This window comes from Microbacterium sp. 5K110 (genome assembly GCF_005774735.1).
GTDB lineage: Bacteria > Actinomycetota > Actinomycetes > Actinomycetales > Microbacteriaceae > Microbacterium.
The window spans coordinates 1-21,587 of sequence record NZ_VBUM01000061.1 but is presented as its reverse complement, the minus strand read 5'-3'; the positions used below and the strand labels follow the sequence as shown (position 1 = coordinate 21,587).

17 protein-coding genes and 1 tRNA gene are annotated in these 21,587 nt (G+C 70.4%); 2 read left to right on the top strand and 16 right to left on the bottom strand.

Annotation, left to right across the window (positions count from 1 at the left end):
• A partial coding sequence (locus tag FE256_RS18210) for a hypothetical protein (RefSeq protein ID WP_171024332.1) occupies positions 1–889 on the top strand: 889 nt, incomplete at its 5' end.
• A 119-nt stretch (positions 890–1,008) separates the two neighbouring features.
• Here the strand turns inward: FE256_RS18210 and nusG are convergent.
• The 8 genes from nusG to gabT form a co-directional block, all read right to left on the bottom strand.
• Positions 1,009–2,136 (bottom strand): transcription termination/antitermination protein NusG, encoded by a 1,128-nt coding sequence (gene nusG, locus FE256_RS13020; RefSeq protein WP_138176285.1) that lies wholly within the window; start codon positions 2,134–2,136, stop codon positions 1,009–1,011.
• A gap of 61 nt (positions 2,137–2,197) precedes the next feature.
• Entirely contained in the window at positions 2,198–2,473 is a 276-nt protein-coding gene (gene secE / locus FE256_RS13015; RefSeq protein WP_138176283.1) for a preprotein translocase subunit SecE, read from the bottom strand.
• Positions 2,474–2,516: 43 nt separating this feature from the next.
• Positions 2,517–2,589 (bottom strand) — tRNA-Trp (locus FE256_RS13010).
• A gap of 172 nt (positions 2,590–2,761) precedes the next feature.
• Positions 2,762–4,123: an NAD-dependent succinate-semialdehyde dehydrogenase gene (locus FE256_RS13005; RefSeq protein WP_138176281.1), complete on the bottom strand. Its 1,362-nt coding sequence runs from the start codon at positions 4,121–4,123 to the stop codon at positions 2,762–2,764.
• A gap of 32 nt (positions 4,124–4,155) precedes the next feature.
• Positions 4,156–5,706 carry an APC family permease gene (locus FE256_RS13000; RefSeq protein ID WP_138176279.1) on the bottom strand — a complete coding sequence of 517 codons (1,551 nt, stop codon included), beginning with the start codon at positions 5,704–5,706 and terminating at the stop codon, positions 4,156–4,158.
• Positions 5,703–6,602 carry a universal stress protein gene (locus tag FE256_RS12995; protein ID WP_138176277.1) on the bottom strand — a complete coding sequence of 300 codons (900 nt, stop codon included), beginning with the start codon at positions 6,600–6,602 and terminating at the stop codon, positions 5,703–5,705. Before FE256_RS12995 ends, FE256_RS13000 begins: the two co-directional genes overlap by 4 nt.
• Positions 6,599–8,092 carry a flavin monoamine oxidase family protein gene (locus FE256_RS12990; RefSeq protein WP_289508584.1) on the bottom strand — a complete coding sequence of 498 codons (1,494 nt, stop codon included), beginning with the start codon at positions 8,090–8,092 and terminating at the stop codon, positions 6,599–6,601. Before FE256_RS12990 ends, FE256_RS12995 begins: the two co-directional genes overlap by 4 nt.
• A 56-nt stretch (positions 8,093–8,148) precedes the next feature.
• A complete protein-coding gene (gabT, locus tag FE256_RS12985; RefSeq protein WP_138176273.1) occupies positions 8,149–9,507 on the bottom strand; it encodes a 4-aminobutyrate--2-oxoglutarate transaminase in 1,359 nt (452 codons plus the stop codon).
• 104 nt (positions 9,508–9,611) lie between these two features.
• Between gabT and FE256_RS12980 the strand changes: the two genes are divergently transcribed.
• A complete protein-coding gene (locus tag FE256_RS12980; RefSeq protein WP_138176271.1) occupies positions 9,612–11,132 on the top strand; it encodes a PucR family transcriptional regulator in 1,521 nt (506 codons plus the stop codon).
• A gap of 12 nt (positions 11,133–11,144) precedes the next feature.
• Here FE256_RS12980 and FE256_RS12975 read toward each other — a convergent pair whose 3' ends face one another.
• The 8 genes from FE256_RS12975 to FE256_RS12940 all read right to left on the bottom strand — a co-directional run bounded on the left by FE256_RS12975 (position 11,145) and on the right by FE256_RS12940 (position 21,442).
• Positions 11,145–12,278: a LacI family DNA-binding transcriptional regulator gene (locus FE256_RS12975; RefSeq protein ID WP_138176269.1), complete on the bottom strand. Its 1,134-nt coding sequence runs from the start codon at positions 12,276–12,278 to the stop codon at positions 11,145–11,147.
• The gene (locus FE256_RS12970) at positions 12,275–14,164 is read right to left on the bottom strand and encodes a glycoside hydrolase family 3 protein (protein ID WP_138176267.1); all 1,890 of its coding nucleotides are present in this window, start codon (positions 14,162–14,164) and stop codon (positions 12,275–12,277) included. Before FE256_RS12970 ends, FE256_RS12975 begins: the two co-directional genes overlap by 4 nt.
• A gap of 26 nt (positions 14,165–14,190) precedes the next feature.
• Complete coding sequence (locus FE256_RS12965) at positions 14,191–15,090, bottom strand: carbohydrate ABC transporter permease (RefSeq protein WP_138176265.1); 900 nt, start codon at positions 15,088–15,090, stop codon at positions 14,191–14,193.
• Positions 15,091–15,101: 11 nt separating this feature from the next.
• Positions 15,102–16,049, bottom strand: a complete 948-nt coding sequence (locus tag FE256_RS12960) for a carbohydrate ABC transporter permease (protein WP_138176263.1) — start codon at positions 16,047–16,049, stop codon at positions 15,102–15,104.
• A 4-nt stretch (positions 16,050–16,053) separates the two neighbouring features.
• The gene (locus FE256_RS12955) at positions 16,054–17,316 is read right to left on the bottom strand and encodes an extracellular solute-binding protein (protein WP_138176261.1); all 1,263 of its coding nucleotides are present in this window, start codon (positions 17,314–17,316) and stop codon (positions 16,054–16,056) included.
• Positions 17,317–17,444: 128 nt separating this feature from the next.
• The gene (locus tag FE256_RS12950; RefSeq protein ID WP_252371018.1) at positions 17,445–18,035 is read right to left on the bottom strand and encodes a TetR/AcrR family transcriptional regulator; all 591 of its coding nucleotides are present in this window, start codon (positions 18,033–18,035) and stop codon (positions 17,445–17,447) included.
• An 86-nt stretch (positions 18,036–18,121) separates the two neighbouring features.
• Positions 18,122–19,759, bottom strand: coding sequence for a glucoamylase family protein (locus FE256_RS12945; RefSeq protein ID WP_138176257.1), 1,638 nt, complete (start codon positions 19,757–19,759; stop codon positions 18,122–18,124).
• Positions 19,760–19,966: 207 nt separating this feature from the next.
• Entirely contained in the window at positions 19,967–21,442 is a 1,476-nt protein-coding gene (locus FE256_RS12940) for a helix-turn-helix transcriptional regulator (protein WP_138176255.1), read from the bottom strand.
• Positions 21,443–21,587: the final 145 nt, after the last annotated feature.

The following is a 21,587-nucleotide window of genomic DNA, read 5'->3' as shown; positions in this document are numbered from 1 at the left end:
CCCGTCTGCCGATCGCGCGCTCATCCGCATCCGTCCCGCCGTGTACACCGAGCGTGCGCTGTGGGACGCGCTCCCCGAATGGGACCGGTATCTCCTTCGCGTCCACGCCTACGCGCTGATCCGTCCGCGGGCGATCTTCTCGCACGAGTCCGCAGCTGCGCTGCTGGGGCTCCCCCTGTTCGGTCAGCCCTGCGATGTGCACGTCTTCGACCCCCGCCGTCCACGATCGCTGCGGTTCGGCGACGTCGCGGTGCACACGAGCGCGGACGCGCGCGCGTTCTGGGACGGCCCCCTGCGCACCACCACCGCGGTGGATACGGTCATCGATCTTGCTCGGACTCTGCCTCCGGCGTTCGGACTCGCGGTCGCCGACGCTGCGGCGCGCCGCTTCGCCGTCACGACGGAAGCCCTCAGCCTCGAGGCCGCGAGACAACGCAGCGTGCGAGGACGCCGGCGCCTCGAGTGGACGACGGAGCGGCTCGACCCGCGGGCAGAGTCGGTTGCCGAGTCGATCAGCCGTGCGGTGGCGGAGTGGTGCGGGTTCCCCGCGCCTGTTCTCCAAGCCGAGCACCCCGTGGGCGGCCGACGGTATCGCTCCGACCTGTGCTGGCCGGATCACCGCGTCATCGGTGAATGCGACGGCTGGTCGAAGTACGGCGCCGGCGAGAACGCCGCGGGTGCCGTTCGCGACGAGAAACTCCGCGAGGACGCGCTTCGGAGAGCCGGATGGCGCGTCGCTCGGTGGGACTACGCCGGGGCACTCCGTGTGGACGGCCTGCGCACGGCGCTGGAGTCCGCCGGTCTCCCGCGGATTCGCCCGCAGGACTCCGCCCATCTGGCGACGCTCCGTCGAAACCCTCGATCCATCGATAAACGGGGCGGCGAGTGAGAAACGGTGGCGGATGCTGTGTCTCACTCAGGGGAGCGTTTATCCCGAGGGGGACCGACACGCGGAACGCCCCGCGCGGCACAGGCCGGGCGGGGCGTTCGCGAAAGACGCAGAAGGCGTCAGATCATCTTGGTGACCTGGTCGAACGACAGCTCGACAGGGGTCTCGCGCTCGAAGAGCGACACGAGCACCGTGAGCTTGCCGCTCTCGGGCTTGATCTCGCTGATCGTGCCGGGAAGACCCGCGAACGAGCCCTCCTTGATCGTGATGGTCTCGCCGGTCTCGAAGTCGACCTCGGCGGGGATGACGCGCTGCGCGGTGGGGGCACCCTTGGCGGCGCCGCCCTTCGCGGGTGCGGACTCCTTGACCTCGACGAGGCTCTTGAGCATGTTGAACGCCTCGTCGAAGCGCAGCGGCGTCGGGTTGTGAGCGTTACCCACGAAGCCGGTGACACCGGGGGTATGACGCACGACCGACCAGGTGTCTTCGTTGAGATCCATGCGCACGAGCACGTAGCCCGGGATGCGCACGCGCGTGACCATCTTGCGCTGGCCGTTCTTGATCTCGACGACGTCCTCCATCGGGACCTCGACCTGGTAGATGTCGTCCTCGACCTCGAGCGTCGACTTGCGCTGCTCGATGTTGGCCTTCACCTTGCGCTCGAAACCGGCGTACGAGTGGATGACGTACCACTTGCCGGGGAGCGAGCGCAGCTCGGCGCGGAAGGCCTCGTAGGGATCGAGGTCCTCGTCGTCGGCGGAGTCCTCGTCGACCGGCGCCTCGGCGGCGTCCGCGGGGGACTCCGAAGCCTCGACCTCGTCGACGACGCTCGCCGCTCCGGCGACCTCGTCCACGAAGTCCTCGTCGAGCACGGGCTCGTCGGGCTCGCCGTTGATGTCGGGGCCGTCGTACGGGGTGACCTCGTCCGCGGCCTCGGCGGCGTCTTCGGCCGCCTCTTCGGCGAGGGAGTCGTTGAGGACCTCGGCGGCAGCCTCGGCTTCGCTGGTCTCGTCGATCTCGAGAGCGTCGTTCACGATCGCGTCCGCCTCCGGGTCGGTGATCTCGACGTCGCCGAGGTCGGCGACATCGTCGTTCTCGTCATCCACGATGTGGACGGCGTTGTGCTCGGCGGCGTCGGACGCGTGCTCCTGCGCGGCGAGCACGTTGCCCTCCTGGGCTTCGTCGTCCTCGCTCGACTGCTCGGCAGCCGTCGCCCAATCGGCGTCGTCGACATATCTTTCAGACACTGGTGATCTCTTCCGTTCTGGGGCGGCCGCTCGTGGGGCCGCGCGTCCGCCGAAGCGCCGGTCAGGCGCCAGCGGCACCCGGGACGCCGAACACGGCGCTTGTCAGCCACACGAACAGCACGTCGAGGCCGTACACGAGCGCCATCATCACGATGACGAACCCGAGCACCACGGCGGTGAACTTCACGAGTTCCTGCCGCGTGGGCGTCACGACCTTGCGCAACTCCGCGATGACCTGACGGATGAAAAGAGCGATCCGCGCGAAGAAGTTGAGCTTCTTCTCACGGGGCGCGCCGCGGTCTGCGACGATCTCGCCTCTCGCCTCGTCCTGCGTCATCGAACCACCTAGGTCGCTTCTTGTTGCCAGCGTGCGCTGTGCGCAGGGCGGACAGGAATCGAACCTGCAACCTGCGGTTTTGGAGACCGCTGCTCTGCCAATTGAGCTACCGCCCTAAGACCCTCAAGGGATCCGGGATGCGAAACCGACACACTTTCGCCAGGAATCTCTCGGGGAGGGATGCCGCCTGTGCACGGGGCACGGCGAAAGAATGCAGATTTCTCCTGCACGATCCAGTCTATGCCATGTCCCCCGACGTGGCGAACCGCGCCGGGGGATGGACACGACCTAGGCCGTGCGGATGAGCTTCTTGTTCACGAACTCATCGGCCGCGAGAAGGCCCAGCTCCCGCGAGGTGCCGCTGCGCTTGACCCCGCCGAACGGGAGCTCGGGCGAGTCGGCGAGCACGAGGTTGACGTAGACCATCCCGGCCTCGATGCGCTCAGCGATGCGCTCGGCCTGCGCGGCATCCGTCGTGAACACGTAGGAACCGAGACCGAAGCCGGTGTCGTTCGCGATGGCGACCGCCTCGTCCTCCCCCGACACGCGGTACACCGTCGCCACGGGTCCGAAGAACTCCTCGCGGTAGGCATCCATCTCGGGAGTGACATCGGTGAGCACCGTGCCCGGGAAGAACGCGCCGTCGCGCGTGCCGCCGACCTCCAGCGTGGCGCCCTGAGCCACCGCGCGCTGCACCTGCTCGTCGAGGCGCTCCGCCGCGGCGAGCGAGGAGAGGGGCCCGAGCACGGTGTCCTCGGCGAACGGGTCGCCGACCTTCGCCTCGCCGAGGGCCGTGCGGAACTTCGCCAGGAACTCGTCGTACAGCTCGTCGACGACGAGGAAGCGCTTGGCGCCGTTGCAGGACTGGCCGTTGTTGTCCAGCCGCGCGTCGGCCGCCGCCTGCACCGCGGCGTCGAGGTCGTCGGTGGAGAGCAGGATGAACGGGTCGGACCCGCCGAGCTCGAGCGCGACCTTCTTGAGGTTGCGACCGGCGATTTCGGCGACGGCCGCGCCGGCGCGCTCGGAGCCGGTCACCGACACACCCTGCACGCGCCGGTCGGCGATGATCGTCGCCGCTTGGTCGTTGGTCACCCGGATGTTGACGTAGGCCCCTTCCGGGAGCCCCGCGTCGCGGTAGATCAGCTGCAGCGCCTCAGCCGACTCGGGGCACTGCGGCGCGTGCTTGAGCAGGATGCTGTTGCCCACCGCCAGGTTGGGCGCCGCGAAGCGGGCCACCTGGTAGTACGGGAAGTTCCACGGCATGATCCCCAGCAGCGGCCCGAGGCCCGAGCGGCGGATGACCGCGGTGCCCTCCCCCAGGATGTCGATCGGGGTGTCGCCGGTGATCCGCTCGATGTTGTCGGCGTAGTACTCGGTGATGTCGGCAGCGAAATCCACTTCGCCGAGGGCGGCCTCGAGGGGCTTGCCCATCTCGCGCACGATGATCGCGGCGAGATCGTCGCGGCGCTCGCGGTGCAGCTGCGCGACGCGGCGCAGGGCCTCGGCGCGCTGGGCCGGGGCCGTCCGCGACCAAGCGCGATAGCCGTCGTGCGCGGCGGCGAGGGCGGCCTCGACGCCGGCGTCGGAGAGGGTGTCGTACTCGGCGAGGGTCTCCCCCGTGGCGGGGTTGATGACGGCGTAGTCGCTCATGTGGGCTCCCGTTTTCGTGTCGTGGTCGAAGGTCACTGCGCCAGGTGGCGCGCGCGGCGGGCGCTGGGCGGGGCGTCGGTGGCGAGCGTCTCGCCGCGGAAGAACGCCGGACGGCGGAAGTACTGCACCACCATGATGACCGCCCCGAGCACGATGATGGTCACGCCGAGGACGAACACCAGGCCGACCCCGCCGATCTCCGACCCGCTGCCGTACTCGGGGTTCATGCTGTCGATGAGCGTGGTGACGAAGATCACGGCCAGGATGACACCGCCGACGAGCGGGAACAGGAACGTGAAGAACACGTTGCGCGCGGAGTCGAACCACTGCTTGCGGAAGTACCAGACGCAGGCGAAGGCCGTGAGCCCGTAGTAGAAGCAGATCATGATGCCGAGCGTCAGGATCGTGTCCGAGAGCACGTTGACGCTCACGACGCGCATGACCGCGTAGAAGCCCGCGGCGACGACGGCGGAGACGATCGTGGCGTACCCCGGGGTGAAGAACCGCGGGCTGACCGCGGCGAACTTCGGCGGCAGGGCGCCGTAGTGCCCCATCGCCAGCAGGGTGCGGGCCGGGCCGACGAATGTCGACTGGAGCGAGGATGCCGAGCTGGTGAGCACCGCGAGCGAGACGAAGGCCGCGAAGGGACCGAGGATGGGACCGGCCAGCGCGAAGAACGCGTTGTCCTGGATGTCGGGGTTCCCCAGCCCGAACTCGCCGTCGCCGATGCCGGCGAACATGATCATCGACACCGCCAGCAGCAGGTACAGCGAGACGATGGTGACGACCGTGATGGTCGCCGCCCGCCCGGGCGTCTTCTCGGGGTCCTTCGTCTCCTCGTTCATCGTGAGGGTGACGTCCCACCCCCAGAAGATGAAGATCGACAGCGAGACGCCCGCGGCGAACGCGCTGAACGACGACACCGCGAACGGGTTGAACCACGACCAGTCGACGGGCGTGGGGTCGTAGGCATCCCCGCTCACGACGTGCACGATCGCGACGACCGCGAACACCACGAGCACGATGACCTGGAAGCCCACGAGCACGTACTGCAGCTTCTGGGTGGTCTGCATGTCGCGGTAGGACACCACCGTCGCCCCGAGGACGAACAGCAGGCAGACCGCGATGTTGATGGGCAGGTTGGATGCCAGATCCGCGATGCCGGGCTGCCCGGTCAGCTGCGAGATCAGGAGGAACAGGAAGTCGACGGCGATGCCGGCGAGGTTGGACAGCACGATGACGGTGGCGGCGATGAGGCCCCACCCGGCCATCCAGCCGATCCACGGGCCGAACGCGCGGGCCGCCCAGGTGAACGACGTGCCCGAGTCGGGCATCCGGTTGTTCAGTTCGCGATAGCCGAAGGCCACGAGCAGCATCGGGATGAACCCGACCAGGATGATGGCCGGCACCTGCACGCCGACGGCTCCGACCGTGGGGCCGATCGCGGCGGTGAACGTGTAGGCGGGGGCGATGCACGAGATGCCGATGACGACGGCGCCGAGCAGGCCGATGGTTCCGGCGCTCAGCCCCTTCTTCGACAGGCCGCCGGCGTCGCTGCCGGTCGTGGGTGCGGGTGCGGTCATGGCCGCGTTCCTTCCGAGGACGAGACGTCGGCACGACTGCGTGGCACGACGACGAGGGGTACGGGCAGTTCGTGCAGCATCTTTGCCGCGGTCGAACCGAGGAACAGCCGTCGCGGCTGTGCGAGGCGGCTGCTGCCGACCATCACGAGCTCGGCGGGATCCCAGGGCAGGTCGCGCACGGCCTCTTCGATGTCCTCGCCATCGGCGACGAGGACCTCGGCCGCGATGTCGGCGGGCAGCGCGGACTGCGCCTGCGACAGCACGTCCTCGGCGTGGGCGGCCCCGGCGATGCGGATGGCGCCGGTCTGCAGCCCCGGGGGCAGGTCGACCGTGATGAGCGACAGCAGGCGCAGCGGGACGGATGCCGCGGCGGCGAGCGCGACGCTCTCCTCGCGCAGCACGTCGGCGCCGGGACGGCTGCCGATCGCGGCGGTGATCCGGCTGATGCCGACCGCCGGGTCGACGCGCCGCGAGCCCTCGGGGGCGAGGACGACGGGGACGTCGGAGGAATGCAAGAGCTCGGACGCGACCGTCCCCAGACGATGCCGGCCGCGGAGACCGCCGTTGGCCGCGCCCACGACGATGTACCCGGCGCCGATCTCGTCCGCGAACGCGACGAGCCCCTCGGCGAACGAGTCGCCGTGACGAAGGTGCTCGCGGTGGGGCACGGCATCCCGGATCACGGTCGCCGCGTCGCCGAGCCACTGCTCGGCCTGCTCGCGGACGAGACGGGCGTAGGAGGCGTCGGGCGGGGTGATGACGCTGCGCGCGTCGTCGGGCAGGACGAGGACGACCTCGAGCGGGGCCTGGATGGCCCGGGCCAGACGGATGCCGAGCGCGAGGGCGTCGGCACCCGTGTCGGTCGCGGTGTATCCGACGACCACCGGCGCGGTCATCGGCGTGCCCGTTCGAGGATCTCGTCGGCGGCACGGCGACCCTGGCGGATCGCACCGTCCACGTGCTGGTAGCCGGCACCGGCCATGTCGCTGCACGCGAGGTGGATCGGGCCGATGGGCTCGCGCAGGTCGGCGCCGTAGCGGTTCAGACCGCCCATGTCGAAGCTCGCGGCGTACGCGCCCCGGGTCCACTCCTCGGTGCCCCAGTCGCTCTCGTAGTAGACGACCGGGTTCTTGGCTTCGGGGCCGTAGTAGTGCGAGAGCGACTCGAGGATGCGCTCCTTGCGCTCCTCGGCGCTGATCTGGAAGAGGTCGTCGGCGTTCTGGTCCGAGACGAAGCCCACCAGGGTGCCGCGCTCGTCGCCGTGGTTGGTGTTGTCGTACGCCTCGTGGGAGAGCTCGTAGGGGCTGAACGCGGTACCCGAGAGCCCCTGCTCGCGCCAGAACGGGCGGTCGTAGACGGCGTGCACCTTGATGACGAAGCCCATCGAGATGTGCTGGTGCATCTGGTGCTGCAAGCGCGGCAGCGGCGGCTCGAACGAGATGCGCGGGTACAGCACGGGCGCGAGCGCGAGGATCGCGAAGCGGGCCCGCACGGTGACGCCGTCGGCGATCACGGTGACGCCCGACGAGGAGGACTTCGCGGCCTCGACACGTGCGGTGAGCGCGCGCAGGTCGTCGACCCGGCGTCCGGTCACCGAATCCGCGGGTCGGTCCGGCGCCACGGACTCGGGCCCCCAGATGATGCGGCGCACGGGCTGGTTGAGCAGCACGTCGTCGCCCAGACGCTCGGCGAGCAGCTCGGGCACCTGCTGCAGACCGCCCACGACGCGCTTGTCGAGGATGAAGTCGGCGTCGACGAGGTGCGAGTACGAGCCCGCGGATGCCGCCATGAGCAGGGACTGCAGGAGAGAGAACGTGTGCGTCGGCTTGGTGAGCATCGCCGATCCGGTGGCGAAGGCGAGATTGCGCACGGCCTCGTCGTCGTCGGTCTGCTCGCGCAGCCACGCGTCCCACGAGATCTTGTCCCACTCCTCGGCCTTCGGGTGCTCCCACGGCTTGTCGGGGTCGATCTCGGCGACCATGGCATCCAGGCGCGCGGTGATCTCGTCGATTCTCGCCTCGGTCTCGGGCGCCACCGGGAACATCTCCCCCGTGAAGCGCTTCGCGACGCCGTCGGGGCCGACGTAGACGCTGTCGCCCTCGCGGTAGCGGCTGAAGGTCGTCAAACCGAGGTCGGCCACGGTGTCGATGAGGGCCTGCTGATCGGGCGAGACCCACTGTCCACCGATCTCGAGCATGGCCCCGTCGACGACGTCGGTCCACAGGCGCCCGCCGACGCGGTCGCGCGCCTCGAGCACGACGACCGACAAACCGGCTTTGCGCAGGTCGTTCGCGGCGGTCAGGCCCGCGGCCCCCGCGCCGATGACGACGACGTCACGCGTGATCTCGTCCATGAAATCTTCTCTCTCTGCGTCGGTGACCCGGATGGTGCGACGAGGGGGCGGCTCGTTCGGGTCGTATGCCGCCCCCTCGGGTCTGGTGTTCAGTGGCGGGCGAGCACGCCGGCCACCACGTCGATGCCCTCGTGGAGGAGGTCGTCCCCGATCGAGAGCGGCGGAAGGAAGCGGATGACGTTGCCGTAGGTTCCGCACGTCAAGACGATGACTCCCTCGGCGATCGCGGCTTTGGCCACAGCCCCGGTGAGGGCGGCGTCGGGAGCGCCCGTGGCCGGGTCGACGAACTCGGCCGCGATCATCGCGCCGCGACCACGGATGTCGCCGATGCGCGGGTCATCCTGCTGCAGGCGGGTCAGGCGCGAGGTGAGGATCTCGCCGATCTCCTGAGCGCGCTCCAAGAGGCCGTCGTTCTCGAACGCGTCGATCGCGGCCAGAGCGGCCGCGCACGCGATCGGGTTGCCGCCGTACGTGCCGCCGAGGCCGCCCGTGTGGGAGGCATCCATGATGTCGGCACGACCGGTGACGGCGGCCAACGGCAGACCGCCGGCGATGCCCTTCGCGGTGGTGATGAGGTCGGGGACGATGCCGAAGAGGTCGGAGGCGAACATCGCGCCGGTACGGGCGAACCCGGACTGCACCTCGTCGGCGATGAAGACCACGTCGTTGGCACGGCACCAGTCGACGAGCGCCGGGAGGAAGCCCTCGGCGGGAACGATGAACCCGCCCTCGCCCTGGATGGGTTCGATGAGGACCGCGGCGAGGTTGTCGGCGCCGATCTGCTTCTCGATGATCGAGATCGCGCGGGCGGCGGCCTCGGCGCCGGAGAGCCCGTCGCGGAACGGGTACGACATGGGCGCGCGGTAGACCTCCGACGCGAAGGGCCCGAAACCGCTCTTGTACGGCATGCTCTTGGCCGTCAGCGCCATCGTGAGGTTGGTGCGTCCGTGATAGGCGTGGTCGAAGGCGACCACGGCCTGACGGCCGGTGTGCTTGCGGGCGATCTTGATCGCGTTCTCGACCGCCTCGGCGCCGGAGTTGAACAGCGCGCTCTTCTTGGCGTGGTCGCCGGGGGTGAGGCGGTTGAGCGCCTCGGCGACGCTCACGTAGGAGTCGTAGGGCGCGACCATGAAGCACGTGTGCGTGAACGCGGCCACTTGCTCCTGCACGGCCGCTACGACGGCCGGGTGGGCGTTGCCCACCGTGGTCACGGCGATTCCGGACCCGAGATCGATGAGCGAGTTGCCGTCGGCGTCGACGATGACTCCGCCGCCGGCGGCCACGGCGTGGATCGGGGCGGTGTGACCGACGCCGGCGGAGACGGCCGCGGCCTTTCGCTCGAGGAGCTCCTGCGAACGGGGGCCGGGGATGCTCGTGACCAGGCGGCGCTCCTGAGGGAGGGAGGGTCCGCCGACGGGGGGCGCGGTGACGGTGTGCGGTGCGGTCATGCTCGGGAGCGTAGGGAACGCCACCGCAGCCAGGCACCCTCCGTCCTGTACATTCTGGATACCCGGCTGTACGAGACGTACAGCATGACCTCGCGAAAGCCCTCATGGACGCCACCGACATCCCCACTCTGGGCGCACTGCTGCGCCGCACCGACCTGCACTTGCGCCTCGAGAACGACGACGTCGCCCCCGAGGCGCTCGACCGTCCGGTGCGCTGGGTGCACAGCAGCGACCTCGCCGATCCCACTCCCTTCCTCTCGGACGGCCAGGTGCTCCTGACCACGGGCACCCAGTTCCAGGGCCGGGATGCCACCTCCGCCGAGGACTACGTCCAACGGCTCACGGCCCGCGGCGTCGCCGGTCTCGGCTTCGGTACGGAGGTCGTACGCGACGGCATCCCTCCCGAGCTCGCCGCGGCCTGCCGTGCGGCCGGGCTGGTGCTGTTCGAGGTGCCGTACCGCACGCCGTTCATCGCCGTCGCCCGTGCCAACGCCGAGGCGATCGCCGCCGAGGCCTTCGGCCGCCGCACCTGGGCGCTGTCGGCACAGCGCGCGATCGCGCTCGCGGCACTCCGCCCCGACGGGCTGGGGGCGACCCTCGCCGAACTGGCCCGGCAGCTCGGGACGTGGGTGGGGCTGTACGACGCGGCCGGCGAGCTCACGCGCGAGCACCCCGCCGGCGACCTGGACGCGGCAATGTCGGGCGCGCTGAGCGCCGAGGTCGCCTCGGTGCTGCGGCGCGGAGCGCGCGCGGCATCCTCCCTCCGCATCGGCGGGCGGCCCTTCACGCTCCAGACGCTGGGGCGCGGCGGACACCTGCGCGGCGTCATCGCGATCGCCGCCGGAGAGCTCGATCACGAGGGCCGCGGCGTCGTGACGGCCGTGATCGCGATGGCCGGCCTCGCCTTCGAGCAGCACCAGGGCCTCGGCCGGGCACGGGGGGCTCTGCGTGCGGGGCTCGTGCAGTCCCTCCTGACGGACGACCCGGCCCTCGCGCGCCGCATCGCCCGCGACGCCTGGGGACCGCTGCCTCCGGCCCCGATCGTCGTCGCCCTCACCGACGCGGCCTCGACCCGCAGCGGCGGCCTCGTCGAGCTGCTCGAGCTCCGGGCGGAGGAACGTCGCGGGGCCGTGTTCTTCGGCCGCGCCGACGACGGCGTCGTCATCGTCGTCCCCGCGGATGAGCGCCAGGCGATCGACGAGGCCGCCGAACGGTTCGGAGCCCGGATCGGCGTGTCCGGTCCCACCGGGTACGACCGTTTCGCCGCCGCCGTCGAGCAGGCGCGCGTCGCGCGCGACCGCGGGCGCAGCGCGGTCACGAGCTTCGGCGAGGTCGCGGCCTCGGGCGTGCTGTCGGCGCTCGGTCCCGAGGCGCCGACCCTGGCGGCCGCCGAGCTGGCGCCGTTGACCGCGCACGACGACGCCGAGGGCTCACGGCTCATCGAGACGCTGCGGGCGTGGCTCGATCACGACTGCTCGCACGAGGCGACGGCGCAGTCCCTCGGCGTGCACCGGCACACGGTGCGCACCCGGTTGGCCCTGGCCGAGCGTCTGCTCGAGCGCGACCTCGGCTCGTTCGCCACCCGCGCCGAGCTGTGGGCGGCGCTCCGGGTGCAGCAGCCCTGAGCGTCGGCCGCTTCAGGCCGCGCAGCCGCAGCTCGCCCGGACGACGAGCCTCGGTTCGAACACCACGTCGAAGGGGCGGTCGGCGGGGCCTGCGACACCCGCCAGGATCCGGGCCGCCGCGCGCCCCATCGCCTCCATCGGCTGCCGCACGGTCGTGAGCGGCGGGCTGCTCAGCCGGGCCGCGAGCGTGCCGTCGAACCCCGTGACCACGACATCGTCCGGCACACGGAGGCCCTCGGCGGCGAGCGCGTCCAGCACCGCGAACGCGTGCTGATCGGTCGCGCACACGAGGGCGCGCGGCATCCGCCCATCGGCGATGAGCGCGCGCAGCTGCGGGATCAGCTCGTCTTCGCCGCGCACGGTGGCATCCACCACGTCCGGACGCAGCGCGATGCCGAGGTCGGCCAGCCCCGCACGGACACCCGCGAGGCGTTCCGCCGTGTCGGACGACTCGGGACGCCCGACGAAGGCGATGTCCCGGATGCCGTGCTCCCCCGCCAGATGCTCGGCGAGCGCCCGCATGCCGGCGGCGTTGTCCACGCGCACCCGGTGATGATGATCGTCGCCGGGCGCGGCGCTGAACAGCACGATCGGGATGGTCGGGGCGTACCGGGCGAGCGCGGGGGCCGTCTGCGGCGACGGGAAGATCGCCAGCCCGTCGACGCGGCCGGCGGTGTCGGCGACGGACACATCGGTGCCCGCGCCGCTGCTGAGCATCACGGGGCGGCCCAGGGCCCAGCACTCCAGCTCGAAGCCGCGCTGGACCTCGTCGACGTACAGCGGGAACGCCCGGGGATCGGACAGCACGTCGTCGTCCGTCTGGTTCCACGGGATGACGCCGTCGGCATCCAAGCGGGGCGCCGCCAGGCCCGTCAGGGGGGTGGACTGGGCGATGGGGTCGGCGCGCTCGAGCAGCAGGTCGAAGGCGTGCAGACCGAGGGATCCGGTGCGGCCGTGCGCGAGACCACGGGCCGCGGCGCTGGGGGCGTACCCCAGACGCCGCGCGGCCTCGAGCACGCGCGCGCGCGTGGCGTCGCTGAGCTTGTCGGGGCGGCGGAACGCGAACGACACCGAGGCGATCGAGACCTGGGCCTCCTGTGCCACGTCGTAGACGGTCGGTCGTCTCGTCGCGTCCGCTTCGCTCATCGGTGCGCGTACCCCCTCATCGGTTCCGGCTCGTCCTCCACGCCCGACAGATCGAGTCCGAAGTGCACGGGGAAGACGGGGTCGCCGGTGTCCGACGGTACATCCTCGCGCGAGGCTCGGACGGCATCCATCGACCGCGGGATCTCGATCGGCAGGCGTCCGCGCGGGGCGACGCGCCCCGTCAGGGCGTCGAGCACCGCCCGCGCGGAGCTGCCGTAGTCCGCGACGATCGCCGCGGCGTGTCCCACGAACGGCGTGAGGATCGCCGGACGGTCGAGGTTCACCACGAGCACGAGCGGGCAGGATGCCGCGATCTGCTGCAGCCGGTACACGAGGCCCGGCGCGAACTCGAGGGACCCCTGGTGGAACCACGCCTCGAGGAAGAGGTCGTCGCGGGGGTCGAAAGGCGCGCCGATGCGCACGAGCGCGACATCGGCGACCGCCGGGTCGTCGACGACCGCACCGAGCTCGGCGACGTCCTCGGGGCGGAAGCCCTCGACGTACACCGTGCCGGAGGCGCGCAGCGGCAGGGTCGGAACGCCCACCCGCTCCTCGTTCACCAGCACCGTGAGCGAGCGTGACTGCGCGTGCTCGCCGAGCGCCCGGAACTCGGCGTTGCCGACGATCCGCTCGGCCTCCTCGACGTCGACGTACGGGTCGTCGAACAGCCCGAGGGCGAACTTCACCCGCAGCAGGCGGCGCGCCGAGGCATCGATCCGCTCCTCGGACACCCGACCAGAGCGGACGAGGTCGATGAGCATGTCGACGCACTCCTCGCCGCCGAACTGGTCGGCTCCGGCATCCAGGATCTTCTCCATGCGCTCGATCGCCGTGAGGTGCTCGACGCCCCAGGCGCGCGCGGGCAGCACCTGATCGCCGACATGGTTGTCGTTGACGAGCTCCCAGTCGGTCACGACGACGCCGTCGTAGCCGAGCTGCTCGCGCAGCAGGCCCGTGACGATCTGCCGGTTGTACCCGAAGCCGACCTCCTCGATCGGCTCGCCGTCGAGCTGCAGGCCCACGGGCATGCCGTAGTACGGCATCATCCCTGCGGTGCCGCGGCGGATCGCCTCACGGAACGGCTCGAGGTGGTAGTCGAACAGACCGCCGGGGTACACCTGTTCACGGCCGTACGGGAAGTGCGCGTCCTCGCCGCCCTGCTGCGGGCCACCGCCCGGGAAGTGCTTCGTCGTGCACGCGACGCTGTCGGGTCCGAGCTCCTCGCCCTGGAACCCTCGCAGGTACGCCGCCGTGAACTCCGCCACGCGAGCGGCATCCTGTCCGAAGGTCTGCGCCTGACGCCCCCACCGCGGCTCGGTCGCCAGGTCGATCTGGGGGTGCAGCGCCGCGCGGATGCCGACGGCCCGGTACTCACGGCGCGCGACCTCGGCGAATTCGCGCACCGTCTCGACGTCGTCGAGGGCCGCGAGCCCGAGGCCCTCGGGCCACTGCGAGAACGGCCCGGCCGAGAACGCGACTCCGGTGTTCTCGACGAACGCGTGACGCGGATCGGTGCTGATCGTGACCGGGATGCCATGGGGGGTGGTCTCGGCCAGCGCCTGCAGCCGGTTGTTCCACTCGGCGGCCTGGCGGGCGGTGCGGATCGCGTGCACGTTGAAGTGCGTCATGTTCTTGCCGACGACGACGGTCGTGGTCGGCGACTTCGAGATCTTGCCCGGCGCCTCCAGCAGCTCGCCGTCGTCGCCGACCTCGATGACGGTCTGGAACATCAGTCCGCACTTCTCTTCGAGGCTCAGCCGCCCGAGGAGGTCCTCGGTGCGCACGTCGGCGCCGAGACGCGAGTCCTCGTACGGGTCCATCACGCCGTTTCCGTTGAGGTCGCGGAAGCGGGTGCCGTCGGAGGAGGTGAGGTGGCGGGGGGTCATGGCATCCTTTCGGATCGGTCGCGAGGTCACTTCAGGCCGGTCGAGGCGATGCCCTGGATGAAGTACCGCTGCAGGAAGACGAAGAGCAGGATGATCGGCGCGATCACCAGCACCGAGCCGGCCAGGAGCAGGCCGTAGTCGGTGGCGTTCTGACCGGTCGAGTACAGCGACAGCGCGACGGGCAGGGTGTACTTGCCCTGCGTCTGGGCCGCCACGAGGGGCCAGAGGAAGTTGTTCCACGACGCCAGGAAGGTGAGGATGCCGAGAGTCGCGAGCGGCGGGCCGCACAGGGGCATCACGATGCGCGCGAAGATGCGCAGCTCCCCCGCGCCGTCGATGCGCGCGGCCTCGAGCAGCGGATCCGGGATGCCGAGCATGAACTGCCGCATCAGGAACACGCCCAGCGGCGTCGTGACGAACGGCAGGATCAACGCGGCGTACGTGTCGACGAGACCGATCGAGGAGACCATCACGAACAGCGGCACGAACGTCACGACGCCCGGGACCATGAGTGTCACCATCACGACGACGAACAGGGCCTTCTTACCGGGGAAGTCCATCTTGGCCAGGGCATACCCGACCATCGAGCAGAAGACGAGGTTGCCGGCCACGGTGACCACGGCCACGAGGAGGCTGTTGCCGAAGAACTGGCCGAAGTTCAACTGTCCGAACCAGGCGGCGAAGTTCTCCCACGTGAACTCCTGCGGCCACCACGTGGGCGGGCGCTGCAGGATCTCGCGCTGGGTCTTGACCGAGCCCAGCAGCATCCAGACGAACGGCACGATCCACACCAAGAGCCCGAGGACCAGGACGGTGGAGGTGAGCGCGCGGCCGGGGGTGAGGCGGGTCTCGGAGCGGCGGCGTCGGCGCGGCGGCTCGACGGTGTCGGCGACGACGGCCGGAGCCGTGGGGGACGTGAGTGTCATGGCATCCTCCCTCAATCCTTCGAGCGCAGCAGCCGGAACTGCAGCAGGCTGAGCAGTGCGATCGCCAGGAACAGCAGGTAGCTGGCCGCCGAGGCGGTGCCGTACTGCCCGAAGCCGAACTGCTTGAACGTGTAGTAGGCCACCGAGAGGGTGGAGTTGAGCGGACCGCCCTGCGTCATCACGAAGGCCTCCTCGAAGAACTGCAGGAACCCGACCGAGATCAGCACGGCGCCCAGCAGCAGGGTCGGCCGCAGCAGCGGCAGGGTGACCGAGGTCAGGCGTCGCCACGCGGAGGCGCCGTCCATGAGGGCCGCTTCCTTCACATCGGTAGGAATCGCCTGGAGCCCCGCGAGGAAGATCACCATGAGCGTCCCGACGTTGCGCCACACCGCCATCGCGATGAGCGAGGGGAGCGCCGTCGAGGTGTCGTTGAGCCAGTCCGGACCCTGGATGCCGATGACCGCGAGGGCCGAGTTCAGGAGCCCCTCGGGCTGGAGGATATAGCGCCAGACGACGGCGACGGCGACGATGCTCGTCACGACGGGGGCGTAGAAGCCGACCCGCAGGACCGACACGATGCGACCGCGGCTGGCGTTGAGCGCGAGCGCCAAGGCCAGCGCGATCGCCATGGTCACCGGGATGCCGACCACCACGAACGTGGCGGTCACCCCGAGCGAGGTCAGGAAGACGGGGTCGCCGAGCACCGCGGCGTACTGCTCGAGTCCGATGAAGTTGACCGAGAACGGCGAGCGGATGTCGCGCGCGCGGAAGTCGGTGAACGACATCGCGAACGATCCGACGATGGGGACGACCATGAACACCGCGAAGACGGCGACGAACGGCAGGGCGAAGCCCCACGCGACCCATCCCTGACGGCGGCGCCGGCTTCCTGCGCCGCCCGCCCGGGCGCGACCGGGGACGCCGCGCGTCCCGGTCGCGCCCACGACTGCCTGGGTCATGGCCTCAGCCCAGACCCAGCGAGTCGGCGGTCTTCTGCAGGTCGGCCAGGCCGTCCGCCGGGGTCAGCTGACCGAGACGGATCTTCTCCAGCATCCCGTCGCCCGCCGCGGCGACCTGCACCCAGGTGGTGACGGCGGGCACCGGCTGGGCGGTCTCGAGCTGCGTGCCGAAGGCGGCGAGGGTCTTCGACGACGACAGGGCGTCGGACTTCCAGGCATCCTGCACGGCCGGGAGGTCACCGGTCGCCTCGTACCAGGCTGCCTGGGTGCCGGGCTCGGTCAGCCACTGCACGAGCTTCCACGCGCTGGCGGCATTGTCGGAGTTGTCGAACACGGCGAGGTTCGCGCCGCCGCTGAACGAGGTGGACGACTTCTTCGCGGGCAGCACGGCGGTCGAGATCTTGTCGCCGAAGCCCTCGCCGCCGAGGTCGTTGAGCAGACCGATGAACGCCGGTCCGTCGATGAACATCGGTGTGGCGCCCGAGACGAAGTCGGCCTCCTGAGCACCCGCCGAGCGGTCGGCGGCGGGGTTGGCGACACCGTCGGTGTAGAAGCTCTGGTAGTACTCGAGCGCCTCGGCCATCTCGGGGGTGTCGAGGGTCCAGTTCGAGCCGTCCTCCAGCTCTGCGCCGTTGGACCACGGCATCCACAGGTTGCCCTGGAACGAGTCGTTGCCGGCGGGAAGACGGATGCCGTAGTCGGCGCCGCCCTTCGACTGCATGTCGGCGGCCATCTGCTTCAGTTCGTCCCACGTGGTGGGCGCCTGGTTCCAGCCGGCCTGAGCGGCGATATCGGTGCGGTAGTACAGCACGCGGGTGTCGACGTACCACGGCACGCCGGTCGCACGGTCGTCGATCTTCGTCGAGGCGACCGCGCCGGGGAAGATGCCGTCGGTGGAGAGATCAGTGGGCACGGTCTGCAGCGCGTCGCCGAAGTCCGCCATCCAGGTCGAGCCGACCATGGCGAGGTCGGGGGTGTTGCCGCCGGCGATCGCCGTCTGGAACTTGCTGTACGCGGCATCCCACGGCACGGGGGTGACCTCGACCGTGACGCCGGGGTTGGCCTCTTCGAACGTCTTCACGAACTCGGGCAGCGCCTCGCCCTCGGCACCCATCGCCCACATCGTGAGGGTGCCCTCGGCCTTCGCGTCGCCGATCGTGGACGCTTCGGCTGCTCCGCCCCCGGTGTCGGAGGGGCGTCCGCACCCGGTCAGCACGATCGCGGCCGCCGCGACGACGGCGACGGCACTCCATCGGGTCTTTCTCATGGTGTTCCTCCTCGAACGGGCGCCCCACGTCGGGCGCGGTGTCGTGGGCTATTTAAGCGCATAACTAGCGACGCGGCAACCCGGTGCCCACCGAACGCCCGAACGGCACGAACCCGGATGCCGGAGCCTCAGTCCGGCGGCTCCAGATACCCCCGCACGAACTCGGCGAAGTGCGCCGACATGTCGACGGACTCGTCGAGCAGCCACTGCTGCTGGAGGCCGTCCATCACGGCGCTCAAGAGCCGCGCCGCCCGGTCGGGATCGATGTCGGGGCGCACCTCCCCCGCCGCTTGACCGGCCCGCAGCAGTTCCGCGGCGCGGGCGGCGCTCTCCCGGTAGCGGGCGGCGAAGGAGGCGTGCGCCGGATGCTCGGGATCGCTCGCCTCGGCGACGACCACCGTGTACAGCGAGGTGAGGCCGCGGGTCGTGGCGTTGTGGGCGACGACCTTCGCCATCTGTTCGACGAGCGTGTGCTCGGCCGGGTCGCCGGCGGCCGCGCGGACGCGCTCATCGCGCTGCCGCAGCACCTCGGTGAAGAGCTCTTCCTTGGTCGCGAAATGGTGCAGCACACCGGCGGGGGTCAGCCCCACCCGCTTCGCCACCTCGCGCAGCGAGCCGCTGGTCACCCCCGAGCGCCCGAACACCAGCACGGCCTCATCGACGATGCGCTGGCGCCGTACCTGGCCCTTCGCGTAGCTGCCCCGAGGAGCGCGCGGCATCCCGTCCCCCGTCATCCGGGTCTCCCTCCGCACGCACCGATGCCCGGTCCCGTGAGGGTACCGGGCATCGAAGCGGACGCGTGCGATCAGGGCCGACGGTCGCCCCAGGACGAGCCGAAGACCTGCTGCTCCATCGCGGGACGCAGCCGCTGCTCCATCTCGTCGTCGACGAAGTAGTCCTTCAGCGTGTCGCCGGTCAGTGCGTTGCCGATGGCCGCCATGATCATCGACTGATCCAGCGACAGGTACCGCTCGGCGACGGTGTCGCTCTTCACGGCGACAGCGTCGTAGAACCCGCCCGGCCCGTACGCGCCGAGCTTCTTCTCGATCCCGCGCAGGTTCTTCAGCACGCCGGGACGGTCGTACGGCAGCGCGAGGAACGCCGCGTGCGGTGTCACCACGCCGTCACCGAAGGTCGGGTCGGGGTTCGTTCCTTCGGTGCAGCCGGGGCGGTCGATGTCGACGTCGGTCTTTTCGGCATCCGAGGTGTACCCGTCGGACCGGATGCCGGCGATGTCGACGCCGTACTCCGCGTACCCGCCGAACGGGTTGCTCGCGGGCGAGAAGCCCCAGTAGCCGTAACCGGCTTCGCGGAGGCCATGGCGCTTCTGGACTTCGACGGTGATCGGGTGGTTCTTCGCCCACGAGTGCGGGCCCCACTCGGTCTCGGGGACGAGCAGGTCGGGCATGAGCGACTCGAACATGCTCCCACCCCAGCTCGGCACGAACGACATGCCGTCGTAGGAATACACGCCCTCATAGACGTCGAACCCGTCGTAGGTGCGCGTTGCGCCCGTCGGCAGCTGCTCCTGCCAGGCCCAGTCGCAGCCCGCGGGCATCGTGCGGTGCGTGCCCGAGAGCGCGGTCGCCGGGATGCCGCCCTCGGCGATGCCGAGGTACGTGGCGATGCGACTCTCGCTCACGGTCGTGTCGTAGTGGTGGCACGTGTAGAACGCCTGCTCGCCACTGCCGTTGTACATCGGGGCCGGGACGGCGCAGCCCTCGCCGGGAGGTGCCTCCCAGAAGCCGCCGCGGTTGGTGCCGGCGGGCAGCCCCGGCGCACCGGCGGTGTCGAAGAACGCCGAGAAGTCCATCGAGCGATACAGCGCATCGGCGCGGTCGGCGAGCGTCGGCTCGGCCTCGCGGACGATGCGCAGCGCCGCGGCGAGCCACCCGTTGTCGACCGTGCTCAAGAACGGGTGGATGACCTCGCCCGAGGTCGGGAAGATGTCGAGCTTCGCGCCCGTCTCCGGCGAGTACCAGTTGTAGTACATGCCGCTGCCGCCGTTGCGCTCCATGCGCTCGAGGGTCGAGACGGTCGCCGCGAGACGGTCGCGCGCCTCGTCGGCGCCGATGATGCCGAGGTCGCGCGCGGTGACGGTCGACCACAGATATCCGCCGATGTTGGTCGGCGAGGTGTAGCCGGATGCCGTCGCAGGGTCCAGTTCGCCACCGATGTTGTCGTCGGGCAACCCCGTGTTCGCATGGGCCATCGCCGCCATCGACGTCCAGGTGTCGGCGGCGTAACGCTGCAGCTCGCGCGAGCCGGGGCCGGCGTGCCCGGGGCCGCCGGCGTGCGGGGGCGGTCCCGCGTGCGGGGGCGGTCCCGCGTGCGGGGGCGGTCCCGCGTGCGGAGGCGGAGCGGCGACGGCGGGTGACGCGACGGCGAGTCCGCCGACGACGAGTCCGACGATCGCGGTGGATGCCAAGCGGGTGTGCTTCATGACGGGCTCTCCTCATCGAAAGCGCTCCGGGGGGGGATGGAGCTCGGTGCCCAAAACCTTACATGCGTACGGTTTATTCGCAACCGCATCGTCCCCGACATCGCCGCGCACGCCGAGCGCTCACGTTCGAGCCGAGGACCCACGTTGTGGACGACCGGATCGCGGGTGCTCGACCGGATCGTGCGCTCTCGACGGCCGATCCTCGCCTCACTTCGGCGCGTGCGCCTCGAGGAACTCGTACACCTCGGTCGTGTCGACGCCGGGGAACGCGCCCGTCGGCAGGGTGGCGAGCAGCGTCCGCGGCGTGCGGACGTTCGGCCACGCGTTGTCGCGCCACGCCGTCTCGAGCTCCGCGGGAGGGCGGCGGCAGCACACTTCGACCGCGTGCCGCGAGACGCCACGGTTGGGGGTGTCGCGCCCGCGGAACCACTTCGTGTCGTCGAAGCGCACCCCCACGCTCACCGAGTGCGCACCCTCGCTCGACTGCTCCACGCGGGCGGTGCACCAGTACGTCCCGTTGCCGGTGTCGGTGTACTGGTAGTACGGGTTGAAGCGGTCGTCCTCGTCGAAGACCACGCGGCTCGTCCACCGGCGGCAGCACATCTGCCCCTCGATCGACCCGAGCCGGTCGGTCGGGAAGTTCACGTCGTCGTTCTCGTACGCCTTGGTGATCGTGCCCGATTCGTGCACCTTGAGGAAGTGCACGGGGATGCCGAGGTGCACCGTCGCGAGGTTGGTGAACCGGTGCGCCGCGGTCTCGTACGACACCGAATACGCGTCGCGCAGGTCCTCGATGCTGAGCGAACGACGCGCTTTGGCCTCCTTCAGGGCGGCCACGACGTGCGCCTCGGGGAGGAGCAGGGCACCGGTGAGGTAGTTCGTCTCCACGCGCTGCCGCAAGAACTCGCCGTAGCTCGTCGGCTCGCGGTGCCCGAGCATGCGGCTCGACAGCGCCTGCAGGACCGCCGCGCGCGGGTCGCCCTTGGCCACGCGCGTGGACAGGTACAGCCGGCCGTTCTTCACGTCGGCGATGCTGCGTGTCGTCTGCGGCAGGTCGGGCACGTAGTGGAGCGAGAACCCGAGGTACGCGGCGATGTCGCTCGCGGCGCGCTGCGTGAGCGGACCGCCCGGGTGGTCGACGGCGGTGAGGATCTCGGATGCCGTGCGCTCGAGCTCGGGGAAATGGTTGTCCTGCGTGCGCATGAGGCGGCGCAGCGCCACGTTCGCCCGCCGCGCCTCTTCGGGGGTGGCGGACCGTTCGTCGCGGAGCCGCTCGATCTCGGCCTGCAGTGCGAGCATCGCCGCAAGCGCCTCGTCGGGGACGGTCTTGCCGACCCGGAACGGGGCGATGCCGAGCGCCTGGAACGTCGACCCGCGCATCGCGCGTTCGACCGCGACTTCGAGGGAGGCACGCTCGTCGAGCGGCTCGGCATCCAGGAGCGCGTCCAGGCCCGTGCCGAGGGCCCGCGCGATGGCCTGCAGCAGGGTGAGCTTCGCTTCGCGGCGGCCGTTCTCGATCATCGACATCTGACTGGGCGCGCGACCCACCGCCGCGGCGAGGTCGTCGAGGGTCAGCCCGCGGGCCGTGCGCAGCTGACGGATGCGCTTGCCGATCGTGAGAGCGTCCACCCCCTCATCGTCGGGGGCGTCGGCGGGGTCGATCAGGGAGACACCGGTGTCCATGTCGCGATGATCTCACCAGAACGGAAGAACGGTCAATCTTCACACCGAGAATCCTCGGATCGAGCCGGATTCTTCGCCCACAGTGGTCTCCACGGGCACCGAAGCCCGCGACCCGAAGGAGGACGACATGACGATCCAGGCCACC